This window comes from Bacillus sp. FSL E2-0195 (genome assembly GCF_038003645.1).
In the GTDB taxonomy this organism is placed as follows: domain Bacteria; phylum Bacillota; class Bacilli; order Bacillales; family Bacillaceae_G; genus Bacillus_A; species Bacillus_A mycoides.
Window position 1 is genome coordinate 186,099 of the sequence record NZ_JBBOPN010000001.1, and the last position, 16,566, is coordinate 202,664.

The 16,566-nt window shown below is 35.0% G+C and carries 20 protein-coding genes and 1 riboswitch; of the genes, 8 read left to right on the top strand and 12 right to left on the bottom strand.

The genetic code is table 11. From position 1 onward, the window contains the following. Positions 1 to 23: 23 nt before the first annotated feature. Positions 24 to 491 carry a YusW family protein gene (locus tag MHH59_RS01075; protein ID WP_002187526.1) on the bottom strand — a complete coding sequence of 156 codons (468 nt, stop codon included), beginning with the start codon at positions 489 to 491 and terminating at the stop codon, positions 24 to 26. 172 nt (positions 492 to 663) lie between these two features. Here MHH59_RS01075 and MHH59_RS01080 point away from each other — a divergent pair, with 172 nt between their 5' ends. The 3 genes from MHH59_RS01080 to MHH59_RS01090 are packed head-to-tail and all read left to right on the top strand — an operon-like array spanning position 664 to position 2,020. Continuing rightward, on the top strand, positions 664 to 1,551 hold the full coding sequence (locus MHH59_RS01080; protein ID WP_098632669.1) for a helix-turn-helix domain-containing protein: 888 nt from the start codon (positions 664 to 666) through the stop codon (positions 1,549 to 1,551). A gap of 18 nt (positions 1,552 to 1,569) precedes the next feature. Next, the gene (locus MHH59_RS01085) at positions 1,570 to 1,761 is read left to right on the top strand and encodes a hypothetical protein (RefSeq protein ID WP_002124741.1); all 192 of its coding nucleotides are present in this window, start codon (positions 1,570 to 1,572) and stop codon (positions 1,759 to 1,761) included. Beyond that, a complete protein-coding gene (locus MHH59_RS01090; protein ID WP_002091435.1) occupies positions 1,748 to 2,020 on the top strand; it encodes a hypothetical protein in 273 nt (90 codons plus the stop codon). Before MHH59_RS01085 ends, MHH59_RS01090 begins: the two co-directional genes overlap by 14 nt. Before the next feature lie 46 nt (positions 2,021 to 2,066). Here the strand turns inward: MHH59_RS01090 and MHH59_RS01095 are convergent, their stop codons facing one another. The 4 genes from MHH59_RS01095 to proC all read right to left on the bottom strand — a co-directional run bounded on the left by MHH59_RS01095 (position 2,067) and on the right by proC (position 7,884). Then, positions 2,067 to 3,707, bottom strand: coding sequence for a peptide ABC transporter substrate-binding protein (locus tag MHH59_RS01095; protein WP_078178050.1), 1,641 nt, complete (start codon positions 3,705 to 3,707; stop codon positions 2,067 to 2,069). A gap of 505 nt (positions 3,708 to 4,212) precedes the next feature. Further along, positions 4,213 to 5,853: a peptide ABC transporter substrate-binding protein gene (locus MHH59_RS01100; RefSeq protein ID WP_002187524.1), complete on the bottom strand. Its 1,641-nt coding sequence runs from the start codon at positions 5,851 to 5,853 to the stop codon at positions 4,213 to 4,215. Between the two features lie 135 nt (positions 5,854 to 5,988). Further along, positions 5,989 to 6,093, bottom strand: a riboswitch (SAM riboswitch). 152 nt (positions 6,094 to 6,245) lie between these two features. Beyond that, complete coding sequence (locus MHH59_RS01105) at positions 6,246 to 7,079, bottom strand: aldo/keto reductase (protein ID WP_002063472.1); 834 nt, start codon at positions 7,077 to 7,079, stop codon at positions 6,246 to 6,248. A gap of 1 nt (position 7,080) precedes the next feature. Continuing rightward, on the bottom strand, positions 7,081 to 7,884 hold the full coding sequence (gene proC, locus MHH59_RS01110) for a pyrroline-5-carboxylate reductase (RefSeq protein WP_002124750.1): 804 nt from the start codon (positions 7,882 to 7,884) through the stop codon (positions 7,081 to 7,083). 196 nt (positions 7,885 to 8,080) lie between these two features. Between proC and pnuC the strand changes: the two genes are divergently transcribed. Next, positions 8,081 to 8,731: a nicotinamide riboside transporter PnuC gene (gene pnuC / locus MHH59_RS01115; RefSeq protein WP_002091429.1), complete on the top strand. Its 651-nt coding sequence runs from the start codon at positions 8,081 to 8,083 to the stop codon at positions 8,729 to 8,731. Between the two features lie 67 nt (positions 8,732 to 8,798). Here the strand turns inward: pnuC and MHH59_RS01120 are convergent, their stop codons facing one another. The 3 genes from MHH59_RS01120 to modA form a co-directional block, all read right to left on the bottom strand. Next, positions 8,799 to 9,650 (bottom strand): GRP family sugar transporter, encoded by an 852-nt coding sequence (locus MHH59_RS01120; RefSeq protein WP_000353554.1) that lies wholly within the window; start codon positions 9,648 to 9,650, stop codon positions 8,799 to 8,801. Between the two features lie 299 nt (positions 9,651 to 9,949). Further along, positions 9,950 to 10,624, bottom strand: coding sequence for a molybdate ABC transporter permease subunit (modB, locus tag MHH59_RS01125; protein ID WP_002169310.1), 675 nt, complete (start codon positions 10,622 to 10,624; stop codon positions 9,950 to 9,952). A gap of 5 nt (positions 10,625 to 10,629) precedes the next feature. Continuing rightward, a complete protein-coding gene (gene modA, locus MHH59_RS01130; RefSeq protein ID WP_002169309.1) occupies positions 10,630 to 11,427 on the bottom strand; it encodes a molybdate ABC transporter substrate-binding protein in 798 nt (265 codons plus the stop codon). A gap of 131 nt (positions 11,428 to 11,558) precedes the next feature. Here modA and MHH59_RS01135 point away from each other — a divergent pair, with 131 nt between their 5' ends. After that, a complete protein-coding gene (locus MHH59_RS01135) occupies positions 11,559 to 12,506 on the top strand; it encodes a helix-turn-helix transcriptional regulator (RefSeq protein WP_078178052.1) in 948 nt (315 codons plus the stop codon). Between the two features lie 65 nt (positions 12,507 to 12,571). On the opposite strand, the gene MHH59_RS01140 is transcribed toward MHH59_RS01135, so the two are convergent. Together MHH59_RS01140 and MHH59_RS01145 are read right to left on the bottom strand one after the other, a co-directional pair. Further along, the gene (locus tag MHH59_RS01140) at positions 12,572 to 12,673 is read right to left on the bottom strand and encodes a DUF3948 family protein (RefSeq protein ID WP_002124760.1); all 102 of its coding nucleotides are present in this window, start codon (positions 12,671 to 12,673) and stop codon (positions 12,572 to 12,574) included. A 255-nt stretch (positions 12,674 to 12,928) separates the two neighbouring features. Continuing rightward, entirely contained in the window at positions 12,929 to 13,795 is an 867-nt protein-coding gene (locus MHH59_RS01145; RefSeq protein ID WP_002029391.1) for a LysR family transcriptional regulator, read from the bottom strand. 127 nt (positions 13,796 to 13,922) lie between these two features. Between MHH59_RS01145 and MHH59_RS01150 the strand changes: the two genes are divergently transcribed. Both MHH59_RS01150 and MHH59_RS01155 read left to right on the top strand, forming a co-directional pair. Then, complete coding sequence (locus MHH59_RS01150; protein ID WP_002124765.1) at positions 13,923 to 14,891, top strand: DMT family transporter; 969 nt, start codon at positions 13,923 to 13,925, stop codon at positions 14,889 to 14,891. 21 nt (positions 14,892 to 14,912) lie between these two features. Continuing rightward, positions 14,913 to 15,053: a YrzO family protein gene (locus MHH59_RS01155; protein WP_002063481.1), complete on the top strand. Its 141-nt coding sequence runs from the start codon at positions 14,913 to 14,915 to the stop codon at positions 15,051 to 15,053. A 68-nt stretch (positions 15,054 to 15,121) separates the two neighbouring features. Here the strand turns inward: MHH59_RS01155 and MHH59_RS01160 are convergent, their stop codons facing one another. Continuing rightward, complete coding sequence (locus MHH59_RS01160) at positions 15,122 to 15,217, bottom strand: DUF3948 family protein (RefSeq protein ID WP_002124767.1); 96 nt, start codon at positions 15,215 to 15,217, stop codon at positions 15,122 to 15,124. Positions 15,218 to 15,553: 336 nt separating this feature from the next. Here MHH59_RS01160 and MHH59_RS01165 point away from each other — a divergent pair, with 336 nt between their 5' ends. After that, positions 15,554 to 16,159, top strand: a complete 606-nt coding sequence (locus MHH59_RS01165; protein WP_002124771.1) for a lysophospholipid acyltransferase family protein — start codon at positions 15,554 to 15,556, stop codon at positions 16,157 to 16,159. A gap of 71 nt (positions 16,160 to 16,230) precedes the next feature. Here MHH59_RS01165 and MHH59_RS01170 read toward each other — a convergent pair whose 3' ends face one another. Further along, on the bottom strand, positions 16,231 to 16,323 hold the full coding sequence (locus tag MHH59_RS01170; RefSeq protein ID WP_012260201.1) for a DUF3948 family protein: 93 nt from the start codon (positions 16,321 to 16,323) through the stop codon (positions 16,231 to 16,233). Positions 16,324 to 16,566 lie beyond the last annotated feature (243 nt).

Below are 16,566 nucleotides of genomic sequence, written 5' to 3' on the forward strand. Positions count from 1 at the left end.
GAAGTAGGCAACCGCCTACTTCTTTATTTTATTTCTCTTTTATATTCTTTTTTCGTTCCGTCAGAGAAGACAACTTCTAAAGCGAATTTTTGATAGTCTTTATCAAGTTTGAATACATTTACTACTTGATCGATTACTTCTTGATCTGGTGTGTTTTTATCGAATTTTAATTCTTGTAGAAGAGGGCTTAATTTTGTAATAGCTTCATCACCTGTTAATTTTACATCTGCTTTATGGTCTTCAACTTTTGCTTCCATTTTTTTATCGGCTGCTACATTTTTATAATCAGCTTCGTAGTCTTTCTTTGTATCCTGATAGTCCGCTTTTAAATCAAATTCATTGAAATTTAGCTTTAAATCAGCAGGAGCTTCGTTTTTTGCCTCTTCTGTAGTCTTTTTATTAGAAGTTGTGTCTTCTTTTGCAGGAGCTTTACATCCTGTTAATGCAGGTACTAGCATAAGAGCTAATAAAATTGATAGTAAAATTCTCATTATAAATTCCTCCTTATGTAAATTTGTTCTATAAAAGTTTTTCCCAATTTCATGTAATTATGTATGTGTTGAAAATAAATTATTTACTTATAGCTTTAAGAATTAATCCGCAATTTAAATCAAAAATGATTTGTATGTATATGGTAAATTGAAGTTGTAAGGAGGTACTGAAATGCATGAAGAATATAAAGAGATGATAAAAAAAGCAATCGAATATATAGAGAATCATTTACATGAAGAGCTTACAACAGAAAGAGTGGCATTTCACGGGGCAGTATCGATGTACCATTTTCATCGTATTTTTCAAAGTTATATTGGGATGAGTGTAACGGATTATGTTCGTAAGAGAAGATTAACTCATGCTGCACAGGCTTTAGTATCGACTGAAAGAGCAGTCATTGATATTGCAGTGCAAAATGGCTTTTCCTCACAAGAGGCATTTACTAGAGCTTTTAAAAGAATGTTTCAATTACCACCAAAAAAATATCGGAAATATTTCCAGTCATTTTATATAGAAAGAGAGGGCGTTTCAATGGAAAAAGGTATACCGAAAGGATGGGTATTAAGTGGAAGTCATCCTGCTGAATATGAGATGGGTTTAGATTACGAAGTTGTTCATCAAGGAAAAGTATCTGCATATATAAAAGGAAAAGAGAACGTTACACACGGAGGGTTTTCAACATTAATGCAAATGTTCCGAGCGGATAAATATGTAGGTAAGAAGTTGCGTTTAACAGCATTTATTAAGAGTGAAAATGTAAAAGACTGGGCAGGATTGTGGATGCGAGTAGACGGAAAAGATACAGAGCCTATTGCTATGGATAACATGCAAAATCGTCCAATTAAAAATACGAATAACTGGCAATCATACTCGGTTGTACTAGATATAAAAGAAGAAGCACTTGGTGTTTTATTATCAGGAGAAGGCTGTGTCTGGCTAGATAGTATTCGTTTTGATGAAGTGGATGAAAAAATTCCTTCAACAGATTTGGCAGAAAACTTTTATGAAACACTCCTAGAAGAGCCGGTGAATCTGCAATTTGAAGAAATAGAAAATTAAAAAGTAAGGAGAAAAGATATGCTCAAATATGTGAAATTGATAAGTATTAGTTTAGTAGTATCATCGTGTATTATGGGAATCAACTATTTAATTAGTTATCTTTGGTCAGGGCATATACCTTCTTTGACGTGGAGAACATATTTGATATTTATGGTTATATTTATGATGAGTTTTGGTTCAATACAAAAAGAGAGCTATGAAGAGAGTTGATAATCGTCCTTTTAGTCTTCTTAGTATTAATACATATGTATTTATCACTGCATTGGAAAAACAGGTTTGCCGTTCGGGATTATTTCCCGCAACATATGCAGCGAATGGTTATTACACAATAATATTTGGTGGAGTTAATTTAGCGGAAAATATTATTTCATTATTACTTATTATACTAGTTACACAATTGGTAGCGGGAATCACTATAGGTATAAAAGTGATAGTAAAGAGGGGAAGTTCTGTAGTTAAAGAAGCATAAAGTAAAAAAGGTATCCTTCGTGGGATACCTTTTTTACTAGTGTTTATTATTTTGCAACTTCTGTCCACTTGTAGTTAAATTCACCGCCGAAGTCAGTTGTTACAAGTCCTTTAATGAAAGAGCGTTGTAAGTAAGAGCGACCTTGTTGGTATAAAGGAGCGACAGCACCATCTTGTAATAAGATTTTTTCAGCTTGCTTCATTGCTTCCCAGCGACCTTTTTCATCACCAGCTAAATCAGTTTTTACTTTACGAATAAGCTCGTCGTACTCTTTGTTAGAGTATTTATCGAAGTTATAAGCACTATCTGTTGTGAATAGATCTAAGAATGTAATAGGATCTGCGAAGTCAGGGCCCCAGCCATCGATTCCGATTTCGTAATCACCACTTAATAGTAGTTTTAACTGTTGTTTACGTGGTTGAGGTTTTAAAGTCACTGTTAATCCATCTAGATTCTTTTCTAATTCACCTTTTAAATATTCGCCAGTCTTTTTAGCTAAAGCATTATCACTTGTTAATAGTTCAATTGTTACTTTGTCAGTAGCAAGTTCTTGTTTCGCTTTTTTCCAGTTTTCTTTTGCAGATTTCACATCATCTTTGACTAGATTTCCATTCTCTTTACGGAAGTCATTACCGTCTGGACTTTTTGCGAATTTCGCAGGAACCATTCCTTCTGCTGGGATTGCACCGTTATTTAAAATTGTTTCTACGTACGCTTTTTTATTCATTGCTTCGTTAATAGCGAGGCGTGCATGTTGATTTTTTAATACTGCATTTTTCTGATTTAGTCGTAAGAATTGGATACCGACTTCAGCGCGTTCCTTGAAGTTGGAATCGTTCTTATACTTATCAACAAACTCCGCAGTTAAAGCAACACGATCAATTTGTCCTGAATCATATAAGTTAACTTCTGTAGATTTATCTTTAACGACATTGAAGTTGATTTCTTCTAGTTTTACAGTTTTAGCATCCCAATAGTTAGGGTTCTTCTTCAATTGGAAGCTTTGTTCATGTTTCCAGTTATCTAATGTGAAAGCACCATTGTAAATTAAATGATTTGTTTCTAAACCGTATTTATCGCCTTGAGATTTTAAATACTCTTCATTGATTGGTAAGAATGTTGCAAATGTCGTTAAGCTTAAGAAGTAGGGAACAGGGCGGTCCAGTTGTACTTCTAAAGTTTTATCGTCAAGAGCTTTAACGCCTAATTGATCGATTGCTACTTCTTTTTGGTTTATTTGTTTCGCATTTTTTATATCAAAGAATAAGAATGCATATTCAGCAGCTGTTTCAGGGTTAACGGCACGTTGCCAAGCGAAAATAAAATCTTTTGCTGTAACAGGAGTACCGTTTGACCATTTTGAATCACGAAGATGGAAAGTATACTTTGTTTTATCCGGACTAATGTCAACCGATTCAGCAACACCAGGGATCGGTTTATTATCTTCTCCTATAGCATATAAACCTTCAAAAACATTTCTCATTACATTCATGGATTCCCCATCCGTCGCTTTTGCAACATCCATTGTTGGAATTTCTGAAGCAAATGATAAGTTAATCGCTTGTTTATCAGGTGCTTTATCATTCGCTTTTGCTCCGCCTGCATTATCTTTATTTCCCCCGCAAGCAGTTAGTAGTAGACTTGCCCCTAAAACAGATGCAACAACAGGTACAACTTTTTTCTTCATTGTTCTTTCCTCCCTAAATGTGTTGTTCGTAACGTCATAATGTCCATGTCTTGAAGTGTAGCTATAGAAGGAGAGAAAACCTATTATAAATATGTGTATATAGGTAATCAGGTATTCTATATGTATATACATGTTGAACTATAATCTATCGTTATATGTTTCAACTTAGTAGACATTACATTTTGATGATAAAATATTTTGTTTCTTTGATTATTTAGAATATTAACACTAGAAAGAACTATATGTCAATAATAAAAAGTGGAGTGTTAATTTCTTGGAATAATATATTGAAAAAGCAGATTTCCTCATATTAGGGAATCTGCTTTTAATATATTTTGCTAAAAAAACAATGGGGGTGGGTGAGAACACGATGATCTAAGTTGCATGTTATCCCGCATTAATGGGCAGTAAGATCCTCGCCTCAAAATTCAGTGAAAGCAAAGAAGTTAGGGGGGATCAACTGCCCGTAAAAGCCCGATTGGTGAGGGCTGATTAAAGTTTCACTTTATTTTTCAATTTTTGCCCATTTGAAGTTTAATTGACCTGCAAAGTCTACTTGCACAATGCCTTTCACATAAGAACGCTCTAAATAAGATTCTCCTTTTTGGTAAAGAGGAGCGATAACAGAGTCCTTAAATAAGATTTTTTCTGATGCTAGTAACGCTTCCCAGCGAGCTTTTTCATCACCAGCCAAAGTAGTTTTAACTTTTTCAATTGTCTCATCAAACTCTTTATTAGAGTAATGATCTAAATTGTAAGGGTTATTCGTCGTAAATAGTTCAAGGAATGTAATTGGATCAGCAAAGTCAGGGCTCCAACCGTCAATTCCAATCTCGTAGTCACCTTTTAATAAGAGTGAAACTTGTTGTTTACGTGGTTGCGGTTTTATATTTACCGTTAAGCCATCTAAATTCTTTTCTAGTTGTCCTTTTAGGAACTCACCAGTTTTCTTCTCAAGGTCACCATCACTTGTTAATAATTCTAATGTTATCTTTTCAGAACCAAGTTCTTTTTTTGCTTTCTTCCATAATTCTTGTGCAGATGTTGTATCAACTTTTGTTAAATCGCCGTTTGCAGTACGGAAGTCTTTTCCATCAGGCCCTTTTGCAAAGTTTTTCGGCACGAGACTAAAGGTTGGTGTAGAGCCATCATTTAATAACGTATTTACAAAAGATTTTCGATCAATTGTTTGATCGATTGCTTGGCGTGCAGAAACGTTTTGAAGTACTTTGTTTTGCTGATTCATACGTAAAAACTGTACCCCTACGTTCGGACGTTCTTTAAAGTTAGCATCCTTTTTATATTTATCAACGAAGTCAGATGTTAGTTTTATACGGTCTAATTGTTTGGATTCGAATAAATTTACTTCTGTTGATTTCTCTTTCACAACGTTGAAATTGATTTCTTCGAGTTTGACATTATCTTTATCCCAATAGGTAGGGTTTTTCTTAAATTTAAAGCTTTGTTCATGCTTCCAATCGCTTAGTGTAAAAGCTCCGTTGTACAAGATTTTGTTATCTTCTAAAGCGTACTTATCACCTTGTGCTTTAAAGAATTCCTCGTTGATTGGTAGAAATGTTGGGAACGCCGTTAAGCTAATAAAATACGGAACAGGGCGCTCTAATTCTACTTCAAACGTATGGTCATCAACTGCTTTTATACCAAGTTGATCGGATGGGAGTTCTTTGCTATTAATTTTTTTAGCGTTTTTAATATCCAGGAATAAAAAAGCATATTCAGAAGCTGTTGCTGGATCGACAGCTCTTTGCCAAGCGAAGACAAAATCTTTCGCTGTTACAGGTGTGCCGTTCGACCATTTTGAATCTCGTAAATGGAATGTGTATTTCGTTTTATCAGCACTTACTTCATGAGATTTCGCAACGCCAGGAACAGGTTTATTACCTTCACCAAGATTGTATAAACCTTCAAATACGTTTCTCATTACTTGACCAGAATCAGTATCTGTAGCACGAGCCGTATCCATTGTTCGAATCTCAGTAGGAGAAGATAAGTTTAAAACTTGCTTACTAGGTGCCTCATCTTTTGCATTTGCTCCGCTCGCTTCGTTTTTATAACTACCGCAACCAGATAATAAAATACTTACTCCTACAACTGATGCAATACCGGGTACAAACTTCTTTTTCATTTGATTTTCCTCCTAAATAGTTAATAAGATTGGATGATGATGAGGGAAATGAAAAACAAAAAATCCCTCTTTTCGTATTGAGAAAGAGGGATTTTTACGTACAAGTTATGCACCCGTATATAAACGAAGTCCCTCATTCTATCTTTCAAGCACAAAGCTTGCAGGAAGTGGCACAGTATTCAAAATGAACCTGCTGCCGAGGTTTCAAAGGGCCAGTCCCTCCACCTCTCTTGATACAATGAGTAAACAAATAAATTTTATTAATTTTTGTGTTTCTTTGATAATTCAAAATCTTATACCTTAGATAATGAAGTGTCAATCAAATGGAATATAGTTTAAATTTTCAGTTTTATTTTTTGAAAAAACCACTGCATATGGCAGTGGTTTCCCTACTAGAAGTTAAAGTTATCTGGATCTGGACCAACGCGATGATTTTCATTTAAAGCTTGAATTGCTTTCATATCATCTGAGCTTAATTCAAAGTCAAAGATGTTTGCATTTTCAATAATGCGGTGTTCTTTAATAGACTTAGGGATTGTTACAACTTCATTTTGTAGATCCCAACGTAAAATAACTTGTGCAGTCGATTTATTATATTTCGTAGCGATTTCTTGTAATGTTGGGTGATTAAGTAGCTGCCCCTGCATTAATGGTGACCAAGCTTCAAGCTGGATGTTATGTTCTTTACAGAAGGCATGTAATTCTTCTTGTGCTAAACGTGGGTGGTATTCCACTTGGTTAACCATTGGTTTAATTTCTGCAATTTCAAATACGTCTTGCAAATGGTGAATATGGAAATTACTCACACCGATAGCACGAACACGACCATCTTTATAAAGCTGCTCTAAAGCTTTCCATGATTCAGTGTATTTTCCTTTTACAGGCCAATGTACTAAATATAGATCTAAATATTCTAGACCTAATTTTTCTAATGTAGTTTCAAATGCTTGTAGTGTTGACTCGTAACCTTGATCACTATTCCACACTTTTGAAGTGATGAATAACTCTTCACGAGGAATACCAGATTCTTGAATTGCCTGTCCAACGCCTTCTTCGTTTTTATATATCGCAGCAGTATCGATACTACGGTATCCATTTTTTATAGCTGCTTTTACAGAATCAATTACTTCTGTACCATCTTCAACTTTAAAAACACCCAAGCCGAACCAAGGCATTTTCACGCCGTTATGTAATGTTGTATAGTCGTTTAAACTTGTTAAAGTCATATTAATTCCCCCTAGCTTTTTTATTGGTCGCTTCAACTGCTTGTTGAATGACTTCTGAAAAATTATTTTCATATAGAACTTTTAAGCCTTCAGCCGTTGAACCTCCTGGTGTTGTTACTTGTTCGCGGAGCATAGCTGGATCCTGATTTTGCTGGAGCATAGCGGCAGAGCCAGCAATCATTTGAATGACAAGGTGTTTTGCTGTTTCCTCATCAATCCCATAGCTTTTCGTTGCTTCAATTAAACCTTCAGCAAAGTGATAGAGAAAAGCGGGTGCACTACCAGTAACTGCGGTAAGTTGGTGAACTTCCTCTTCGGTACAAAACTGTGAGGTACCGATACCTTTTAAAAGAAGTTGTAACGTTTCTTGATGTGTTTCATCTACAGAATGTCCCGTCGTATATAAGGAGATAGACTTTCCAATCCCAGCAGCTGTATTTGGCATAATCCAAGCAACAGGTGTCCCTTGGGGAAGTCTTTCTTCTAGATAAGATGGTCCGATTCCGGCAGCAACTGTCACGACAAATTGATTAGTTAGAAGAGGGGATAGATCCGCTAATAGCTGTTCATGTGCGACAGGCGGCATTGCTAAAACGATTGTATCTACAGATTTAATATGCTGTTTCCAATCTGTTGTAATCGATAGATCATATTGAGTTTGTAATTGCGTTAGTTTTTCTATGTTACTTCGGTTGGAAACAATAATTTCTTCGATGTATTCTTTACTTGTTGTAAGTAGTCCAGTAAATATAGCTTCTGCCATACGACCGGCACCAATAAATAAAATTCGATGTTTATTAGGCATATCCTTTATTCCTTTCTGATGAGAATATGTTATAAAAAACGATACCATTTTTAAGAGAATTTTGTAAAAAGAAACGGCTTATCGTAAGTGGAATAGATGAGTGGGGGGTTTTACAGGAGAAAATTTATAGTAAGTATAAGAGTTATTTCTTATACTGTTGATAGGGAGTTTATTACATATCTGGGGAGAGATAAATATGGTTAGAAGTCCACTTTTTTTACTCATTTCTAGTATTATTTGCATATTAGTTGGATTCTATATCCGATCAAGTTATATTGAAATTTTCGCATCGGTTATGGGGATTATTAATGTTTGGTTACTTGCAAGGGAAAAGGTATCAAACTTTTTATTTGGGATGATTACAGTTGCGGTATTTCTGTATATTTTCACTACACAAGGCTTATACGCAATGGCAGTATTAGCAGCCTTCCAATTTATATTTAATGTGTACGGTTGGTATTACTGGATTGCGCGTAGTGGAGAGGAGAAGGTAAAGCCGACAGTTCGCTTAGATTTGAAAGGATGGATTATTTATATACTTTTTATTTTAGTTGCTTGGATTGGTTGGGGATATTATCAAGTCCGTTATTTAGAATCGACAAGTCCATATTTAGATGCTTTAAACGCTGTATTAGGATTAGTAGCTCAATTTATGCTGAGCCGAAAAATCTTAGAAAATTGGCATTTATGGATTTTGTATAACATAGTTAGCATTGTGATTTATATTTCAACGGGCTTATACGTCATGTTAGTATTAGCTATTATTAATCTATTTTTATGTATCGATGGCTTGCTAGAATGGAAGAAAAACCATAAAGAGCGAGAACGTGTAAATAATTATATTTAGAAAATAATTGTAATCAAAACCCCCCCTGAAGCATATACGTTTCAGGGGGGGTAAATATAGTGTGAATTTATGCTTTTGTCATACCAAGCAATACAGCGCCGCCGATAATTAAAACACTACCTAGTGCAATAAAGATCAATTGACGTTTTGTTTTCTTTTCACCTAAGAAGACAATCGCACCGAATGTTGAGATAACGATTCCAGTTTGAGATAATGGGAAGCTTGTCGCTACTCCGACACGTGGTAATGAAAGAAGTAAGAATAAGTTTCCTGTTCCCCATAGTAAACCAGATAAAGCATTACGCATTGCATATTTGTTAAATGGTTTATGTTTAGACGTCAGTACAACCGCACCAACGAACATACCAACTGCCTGTGGTAAAATAGCAGACCAACCATCAATGTTATACCAACGAATAATAATTACATATACAAGATAACCGAAAGTAGAAACAATTAAAGTAAGAAGTCCCTTTTTCAATTGTCCTGGTGGCTGTGCATTTTCTTTATCATCTAGTGATGTGAATACAACACCAACTACGATTAATAGGATTGCAATCGTTCCCAGAACAATCGTTGTTGTAGTAGTCCACTCACGGAAAGCGATAACCCCAAAGATAGAAGTTGCAACAAGTTGCATACCAGTAGAAATCGTTACAGTAGTTGAAACACCTAGTTTTTCAACTGTTTTTAATTGGTTTACTTGTCCTAAAGCCCAGAATAAACCTGAAATAAAACCAACAATCAAGACTGTCATTGTTAAAGCTGGTTGAGTAAATACATACATAACTGTTGCGAAGAATAGAGCACCGATTGTCATACCTACCGTTTGGCTATATGCACCACCGCCCATTTTTACGCTTACTAATAAGATGTTTCCCCATGCGATTGCAGGAAGAAGCGCTAATAAAATGTCCATTACAAGACTCCCTTCGGTTTTCTATACCAATATAATTACATATCGTTCTAACGATCGGTAATGCCCCACTAATAGAGTAGAAGATTACCGATCGCTAAAACAGGATGAAGAACTTACGATATAAATGCGTTTTCATTTCTTCACTTTTTGAAACACTTTCATATAATAACAGGAAATTACCTATTTTAGAAAGTGAATTCAAATAAAATGTATATTTAAATAAGAAATAAAATTCAGTCATTATTTAGGTCATTTTATTTTTCGGGAAATAAAAAAAGCAGCTTTTGTCGAAAACTGCTTTAGGAAGTGGTAATTCGCTTGTTAATGATTTGAATACATAATAAAAATAGTAATGACATGCTAATTGTTATGATGACAAGAGTCCAAGCGAGTTGCATATTACTTGCATCAATAGCCATATAAATTGCAGTTGGAATCGTTTGTGTTTTGCCAGGTATATTTCCTGCAAACATTAAAGTAGCACCAAATTCCCCGAGTGCGCGAACGAAGCTTAAAATCATACCGCTAAGTAGCGCGGGGAATGCAAGTGGGAGTGTAACGTGTAGAAAAACTTGATATTCACTCGCACCAAGGTCGCGCGCACCATCTTCAATTTGCACATTCGCGATGGAAAATCCTGTTTTTGCTGATTGATACATGAGCGGAAATGCAACGACTGTAGAAGCAATGATAGCAGCAGTAGATGTAAACATAATGGACTGCTGAAATAATGATTCAATCCACTTTCCAATGGGACTGTTATTTCCAAAAATGATAATTAGAAAAAAGCCGATAACAGTTGGTGGAAGCACCATTGGTAATAAGAAAATAGTTTCTAGTAGTACTTTATATCGCCACGAGGAGCGCGCTAATGCTCGTCCAATAATCGTTCCTAAGATCGTAACGATAATGGTGGCGCATGCAGCTACTCGCAAGGATAGAAAGACAGGTGACAAAATTGTATCAAAGCTCATAGCAATTATGGCAGGATTGTAAATCCATATTTCTTAAAGATAGATTGTGCATCTTTTGATTGCAAATACTCATAGAATGAAGTCGCCTCTTTCTTATGCTTAGATTCCTTTATAACACCTAAAGGATAGTGGATTGGCTCATGAGAATTAGCCGCTACCGCCTCTACAATTTTCACCTTGTCTGAAACGAGAGCGTCTGTTTTATATACAATACCAGCATCAACATTACCTGTTTCTACATATGTTAACACTTGGCGAACATCTTTTGTAAATACGATTTTATTTTGAACGTCATTCCAAAGATTTTCATGTGTGAGAGAAGCTTTTGCATATTTTCCTGCAGGTACAGATTCGGGTGTACCAAGTGCGATTTTCTTGATTTTCGCATCCTTTAAATCTTGAAATTTTGTAAGAGAACTATCTTTTGGAACGACTAGAACTAGTTCATTTCCAAGAAGGTTTTTCCCTTCTTTTTCATTAATGAATCCTTTTTTAACAAGAGTTTGGAATTTATCTTCTGCTGCAGAGAAGAATAAATCAGCAGGTGCACCTTGTTCGATTTGTTGTTGAAGTGCACCAGAAGCACCGAAGTTAAAAGAAAGTTTAATGTTTGGTTCTTTCTCTTTATATTGTTTTTCAATTTCTTTTAGTGAATCTTGTAAACTTGCAGCCGCTGATATAGTCAGCTCCACTGATTTTCCCTCTTTAGCAGCTGACTTTTCTTCGCTTGAACAAGCTGCACTGAATATAAGAAGAAAAGAAAGTATAAGTACCCCAATGGATCGTAATGTAAATTTGTTCATAAAAAATCCCCCTTCGTTTACTAAACTAATTATAACTAATTATAACTAAATATAACTAGTTATAATTGAATATAATTTGAACGATATAGTTGTTTTTAAAAACTAGGAGAAATATTCTTTTCTTTGTTACAATGAAGGAAGAAAGTGAGGAATCGTCTATGGATCATCATTCCTACACAACGGAAGAAGTAGCAAAGCGATTAAAAGTATCAAAACTAACTGTATACGACTTAATTAAAAAAGGAGAACTGCCTTCTTATAGAGTTGGTAGACAGATGCGCATTGATGCAGCTGATTTAGAACAATATATAAAGCAAATGAAAACAGGGAAGGTACAATTTACTCCTGTAAAGAAGGACGAAATTAGTAGTTCGAATACACGCATCATTAGTGGTCAAGAACTAACGTTAGATATGTTGGCAAAGCATATAGAAAATCGATTGCCAAATTCTAATATATTGAGAGCGTATCAAGGTAGTTTAACGAGTTTAGTGAAGATGTACCAAGGAGAAGGAAGCGTCGTTAGTTTACACTTATTTGATGGTGAAACGGGTACATATAATGTTCCTTACGTAAAACGTATTTTAGTTGGACAATCATATATTATGATGAATTTATTAGCAAGAAATGTTGGGTTTTATGTGCAAAAAGGGAATCCACAAAATATAAAAACATGGGCTGATTTAGCTCAGTCATCTATACGATTTGTAAATCGAGAAAAAGGTTCTGGTATTAGGGTGTTAGTGGATGAGCAATTGCGAATTCAAAAATTAAGTAAAGAAGATATTAACGGGTATGAATGGGAAGAATCGAATCACCTTGGCGTTGCCTCGCAAGTCGCGAATGGAAAAGCTGATATTGGGGTAGGATCAGAAAAGTTTTCCCAAATTGTGAACGTAGACTTTATTCCAATAATGAAAGAACAGTATGATTTAGTACTTCTGAAGAATAAAGAAAATGAGGAACTTATTGAGGTTATAAAAGAGGTTTTGCAATCTGAAGAGTTTCACAATGAATTAAAAGCAATTGGTGGATATGATATAAGCAAAATAGGCCAAATTATATATGAAACAAACTAAAAGGCTGCTTGTCTATAAGACGAGCAGCCTTTTCTATATATAAAGGGGTTGGGGGAAACAAAGTGTTAAATAAGACTTTGAGCAAGTGCATAAATGAATGCAGTAAGAAGAGTAGCTCCACTTGCAAGTCCGATAAAGTCTGATTTGTTGAAAGTAATGTTGTTCATTATAATCTCTCCTTATTTGTTTAATGTAGTTGCAACTGCTTTTGCATCGATAAGTGCGGATAGCACCATGCCCATTGTATTGAAAAATGTGTTTGATTTCATTTTGTTCATCATGCGTATCCGCTCCTTTTCGAATTGTTGTTGCCCTGCTTTCTGTCTTAATTATATGAAATATAGCAGCCTGCAACTATCGAATTGGCTTACGTAAGACTTACACTTTTGTAAGAAAAAAAGACATTCGTGTAAGAATGTCTTTTAAAGCATATTGATATGATGATGTGCTTCAATTGTTTTTAAAAAGCTTCGCATCGAATTGGTCATGTAACTATCTTTACGGCGTATGAAAACAGTTGAAATACTACCATATTTCTCCGGAATTGGATGACAGTGTACTTTACCTGCTGTAGAAAGGTGCTGCACCGCAGACTGGGGGACGAGTGTAATCCCAAGACCGAGCGCTACGCTATTTAATATAGTTTCTAATATGTTAAACTCCATAATTCTTTTTGGTAGCAAACCTTCATCTTTAAGCCATCGTTCAAGCTTGGAACGGTATCCACATCCTTGATTAAAAACGAGTAGGGGCGTCGTAGTAAATTCTTCTATATGAAAAGCTTTATTTTGTGTAACAAGCATTAATTTCTCAGTACTAACATCGTATTGTTCAATTAGTGGATGTTTAATAGGACCTGATATAAAGGCGCCATCTAATTGGTGATCGAGTACTTCTCTAATAAGCTCTTCCGTTAGACCAGCTTGTAATGATAAATCGACATTTGGATAGCTTTTGTAGTAAGAAGACAAAATGGTAGGCAATGTACTGACTGTTTCGACTGTACCGATTTTTAATATACCAGATGGTGTTTCACTATCTAAAAACACTTGTTTTAGCTCTTCAACATCTTGCAAAATTTTATGAACGTAAACGAGCATTTTTCTTCCTTCAGCTGTTAAAGTCATGCCTCGCTTATGACGGTAAAAGAGAGGTGTTTTCAGCTCGTTTTCTAATTGTTTAATACGTGCGGTTACATTTGATTGTACGTAATTTAATTCCTTTGCTGCGCCGCTTACACTACCGCGGTCGGCAACGCTCTGGAAGATTTGTAAGTCTCGTAATTCCATTTTATGCTCCTCCTTGATGTTAACTATCATTATAAATGATAGTTAACATCATTTTGAATCATTTTACGTGATATATTTTTTCTTTTACAATTCTCTTTGTGCAAATAGAAAGAAGCGGGGGATTGTGGTGAGAAAAGGTCAAATGATAATAGGTGCTTTGGCATGTTTAATTGCAAGTATGTCATGGGGAGCGATGTTTCCGGTTGCTGATCATGCTCTAGAATACATAGATCCATTTTATTTTTCGTTTATTCGTTATGGTGCGGTAGCAATTGTATTGATTGTATTATTGCTAATGAAAGAAGGAAAGAAGGCATTTCGCTTAGAAGGAAGAGGGAAGTTACTCGTCTTTTTTGGAACAATGGCTTTTACCGTATATAATGTATTAATTTTTCTAGGACAAATGTTAATGGGAAAATCAGGTGTAATGGTAGCTTCTATTATGGAGGCGCTTATGCCAATGATTTCAATTTGTATTTTATGGGGATATAAAAATATAAAGCCGAAGAAATATATGATAACGAGCATGATTATTGCGTTTGTAGGGGCTGTATTTGTTATTACGAAAGGTGATATGAGTTTCTTTTTAACATTGAAAGATAACATGTTTTCGCTAGCATTTATATTTGTCGGTGTTGTAGGATGGGTTATTTATACGATGGGTGGTCAAACGTGTAGCGATTGGTCAACATTACGCTATTCTACTTTGACATGTGTATTGGGTACAACTGTCACAGGGATTATAACTGTGGTCATTACAGTGCTTGGATATGTATCTGTTCCAAGTATGGAAACGATTTCTATTGTGAAGTATGATTTGTTATTTATGATGACATTACCAGGTATCGTAGCACTACTTGCTTGGAACTACGGTGTGAAAATCTTATCATCCATTAATGGTATTTTATTTATTAACTTTGTGCCAATTACTACTTTAGTTATTATGATGATGCAAGGGTATAAAATAACAACATTTGATATTGTAGGAACATTATTTGTTATTGCAGCGCTTATTCGTAATAATGTTTGTCAGAGAAAAGAAGAAAATATAAATAAACAAATTTTGCAAGAAAAGCAATTGCGTCAAGCTGTTTAATAGGCAACTGGAGGATTTTATATGTTAGAAAGTTTATTGTTTTTCTTTGCTGCTGGAGTTGCCTGCGAGCTTGCAGCAATTAATCGAAACGGTCGTAAAAATATAAAACAACAAGCTGAATTGATACAGCTTTTAAAAGACTTGAAGGAAAGAAAAAATTAAAAGACGACCGGGCATAGACGGTCGTCTTTTCTATTATTATTTATATAAAGGGGAAAGGGGACACAAAGTTATATAAGCGTAGCAGCGTAAATGAAAGCAGTAAGAAGAATCGAGCCGCTAGCTAGTCCTAAAAAATCTAATTTATTAAAAGTCATGTTATTCATTATAAATTCTCCTTACTTGTTTAATGTAGAAGCAACAGCTTTTGCATCGATAAGAGCGGAGAATACCATGCATATTGTATTTAAGAAATTGTTCGTTTTCATTTTGTTCATCATATAGATCCGCTCCTTTTCAAATGGTTGTTGTTACTTTCTGACTTAATTGTATAAGATAGTGGAGGGAGCCGCTATCGAATTAGCTTACAAGAAAATTACACTTTTGTAAGAATTGAAATTTAACAATAAATACTTATTTTTATTACCAACTCCTAAAACTTAGTGTTATAATCGTTGTAAGAAAATGATTATACTTCGGATATTCAGAAAGGAACGAAACAAATGTATAAACCAATTACATTTTCGTTGAAATATATATTTAAAATGGCTGGGAAGGTAGAAGTACAAGGGAGAGAGAAATTACCGGAAGGTGGCCCTTACGTTGTTGCGTGTACACATACAAGTTTTATGGATGTTTTAATGTTAGCGGCAGGAATGTACCCAACCCAAATTCATTACATGGCAAAAAAAGAATTGTTTGAAGGGAAATTTAAAAATTGGTTTTTTAAAAATGTAAATGCATTCCCTGTAGACCGTGCGAATCCAGGGCCAAGCACATTAAAAATTCCATCACGTTTATTAAAAGAAGGAAAAGTAGTAGGGATTTTTCCGAGTGGGACGAGGTCATCAGAAGACGTTTCACTAAAAGCTGGGGCTGTTACGATTGCAATGCGTTCTAACGTTCCGTTAATACCGGCAGCTTATGTTGGTCCATCAAGTATAAAAGAATTGATAAAAGGAAAAAAAGCGCGATTAGTTTTTGGAGACCCAATTCAAATCGATGCTGAAGAACAAATAGACCGAAAAACGGCTATGAAAATGATGACAGATGAATTAAATGCAAAGTTTGAAGAACTAAAGGAAGTTTTGCAGCCGAATCAAAAATAAGAAAAGACGATCGTGCATAGACGGTCGTCTTTTCTATTATTATTTATATAAAGGGGAAAGGGGACACGAAGTTATAGTGTAGCAGCGTAAATGAAAGCAGTAAGAAGAACCGTGCCGCTAGCTAGTCCTAAAAAATCTAATTTATTAAAAGTGATGTTGTTCATAATGCATTCTCCTTACTTGTTTAATGTAGAAGCAACAGCTTTTGCATCGATAAGAGCGGAAAATACCAAGCTCATTGTATTTAAGAAATTGTTCGTTTTCATTTTGTTCATCATATAGATCCGCTCCTTTTCAAATGGTTGTTGCCCTGTTTCTGACTTAATTATATGAAATGTTGCGGAGAGTCACTATCGAATTAGCTTACAGGAAAATTACACTTTTGTAAGAAAAACGAATGAAAGTGT

Bases quoted from the DNA above. Each gene is read 5' to 3' on its own strand.
- MHH59_RS01075 (WP_002187526.1), bottom strand. From the start codon at position 491: ATGAGAATTTTACTATCAATTTTATTAGCTCTTATGCTAGTACCTGCA.
- MHH59_RS01080 (WP_098632669.1), top strand. From the start codon at position 664: ATGCATGAAGAATATAAAGAGATGATAAAAAAAGCAATCGAATATATA.
- MHH59_RS01085 (WP_002124741.1), top strand. From the start codon at position 1,570: ATGCTCAAATATGTGAAATTGATAAGTATTAGTTTAGTAGTATCATCG.
- MHH59_RS01090 (WP_002091435.1), top strand. From the start codon at position 1,748: ATGAAGAGAGTTGATAATCGTCCTTTTAGTCTTCTTAGTATTAATACA.
- MHH59_RS01095 (WP_078178050.1), bottom strand. From the start codon at position 3,707: ATGAAGAAAAAAGTTGTACCTGTTGTTGCATCTGTTTTAGGGGCAAGT.
- MHH59_RS01100 (WP_002187524.1), bottom strand. From the start codon at position 5,853: ATGAAAAAGAAGTTTGTACCCGGTATTGCATCAGTTGTAGGAGTAAGT.
- MHH59_RS01105 (WP_002063472.1), bottom strand. From the start codon at position 7,079: ATGACTTTAACAAGTTTAAACGACTATACAACATTACATAACGGCGTG.
- proC (WP_002124750.1), bottom strand. From the start codon at position 7,884: ATGCCTAATAAACATCGAATTTTATTTATTGGTGCCGGTCGTATGGCA.
- pnuC (WP_002091429.1), top strand. From the start codon at position 8,081: ATGGTTAGAAGTCCACTTTTTTTACTCATTTCTAGTATTATTTGCATA.
- MHH59_RS01120 (WP_000353554.1), bottom strand. From the start codon at position 9,650: ATGGACATTTTATTAGCGCTTCTTCCTGCAATCGCATGGGGAAACATC.
- modB (WP_002169310.1), bottom strand. From the start codon at position 10,624: ATGAGCTTTGATACAATTTTGTCACCTGTCTTTCTATCCTTGCGAGTA.
- modA (WP_002169309.1), bottom strand. From the start codon at position 11,427: ATGAACAAATTTACATTACGATCCATTGGGGTACTTATACTTTCTTTT.
- MHH59_RS01135 (WP_078178052.1), top strand. From the start codon at position 11,559: ATGAAGGAAGAAAGTGAGGAATCGTCTATGGATCATCATTCCTACACA.
- MHH59_RS01140 (WP_002124760.1), bottom strand. From the start codon at position 12,673: ATGAACAACATTACTTTCAACAAATCAGACTTTATCGGACTTGCAAGT.
- MHH59_RS01145 (WP_002029391.1), bottom strand. From the start codon at position 13,795: ATGGAATTACGAGACTTACAAATCTTCCAGAGCGTTGCCGACCGCGGT.
- MHH59_RS01155 (WP_002063481.1), top strand. From the start codon at position 14,913: ATGTTAGAAAGTTTATTGTTTTTCTTTGCTGCTGGAGTTGCCTGCGAG.
- MHH59_RS01160 (WP_002124767.1), bottom strand. From the start codon at position 15,217: ATGAATAACATGACTTTTAATAAATTAGATTTTTTAGGACTAGCTAGC.
- MHH59_RS01165 (WP_002124771.1), top strand. From the start codon at position 15,554: ATGTATAAACCAATTACATTTTCGTTGAAATATATATTTAAAATGGCT.
- MHH59_RS01170 (WP_012260201.1), bottom strand. From the start codon at position 16,323: ATGAACAACATCACTTTTAATAAATTAGATTTTTTAGGACTAGCTAGC.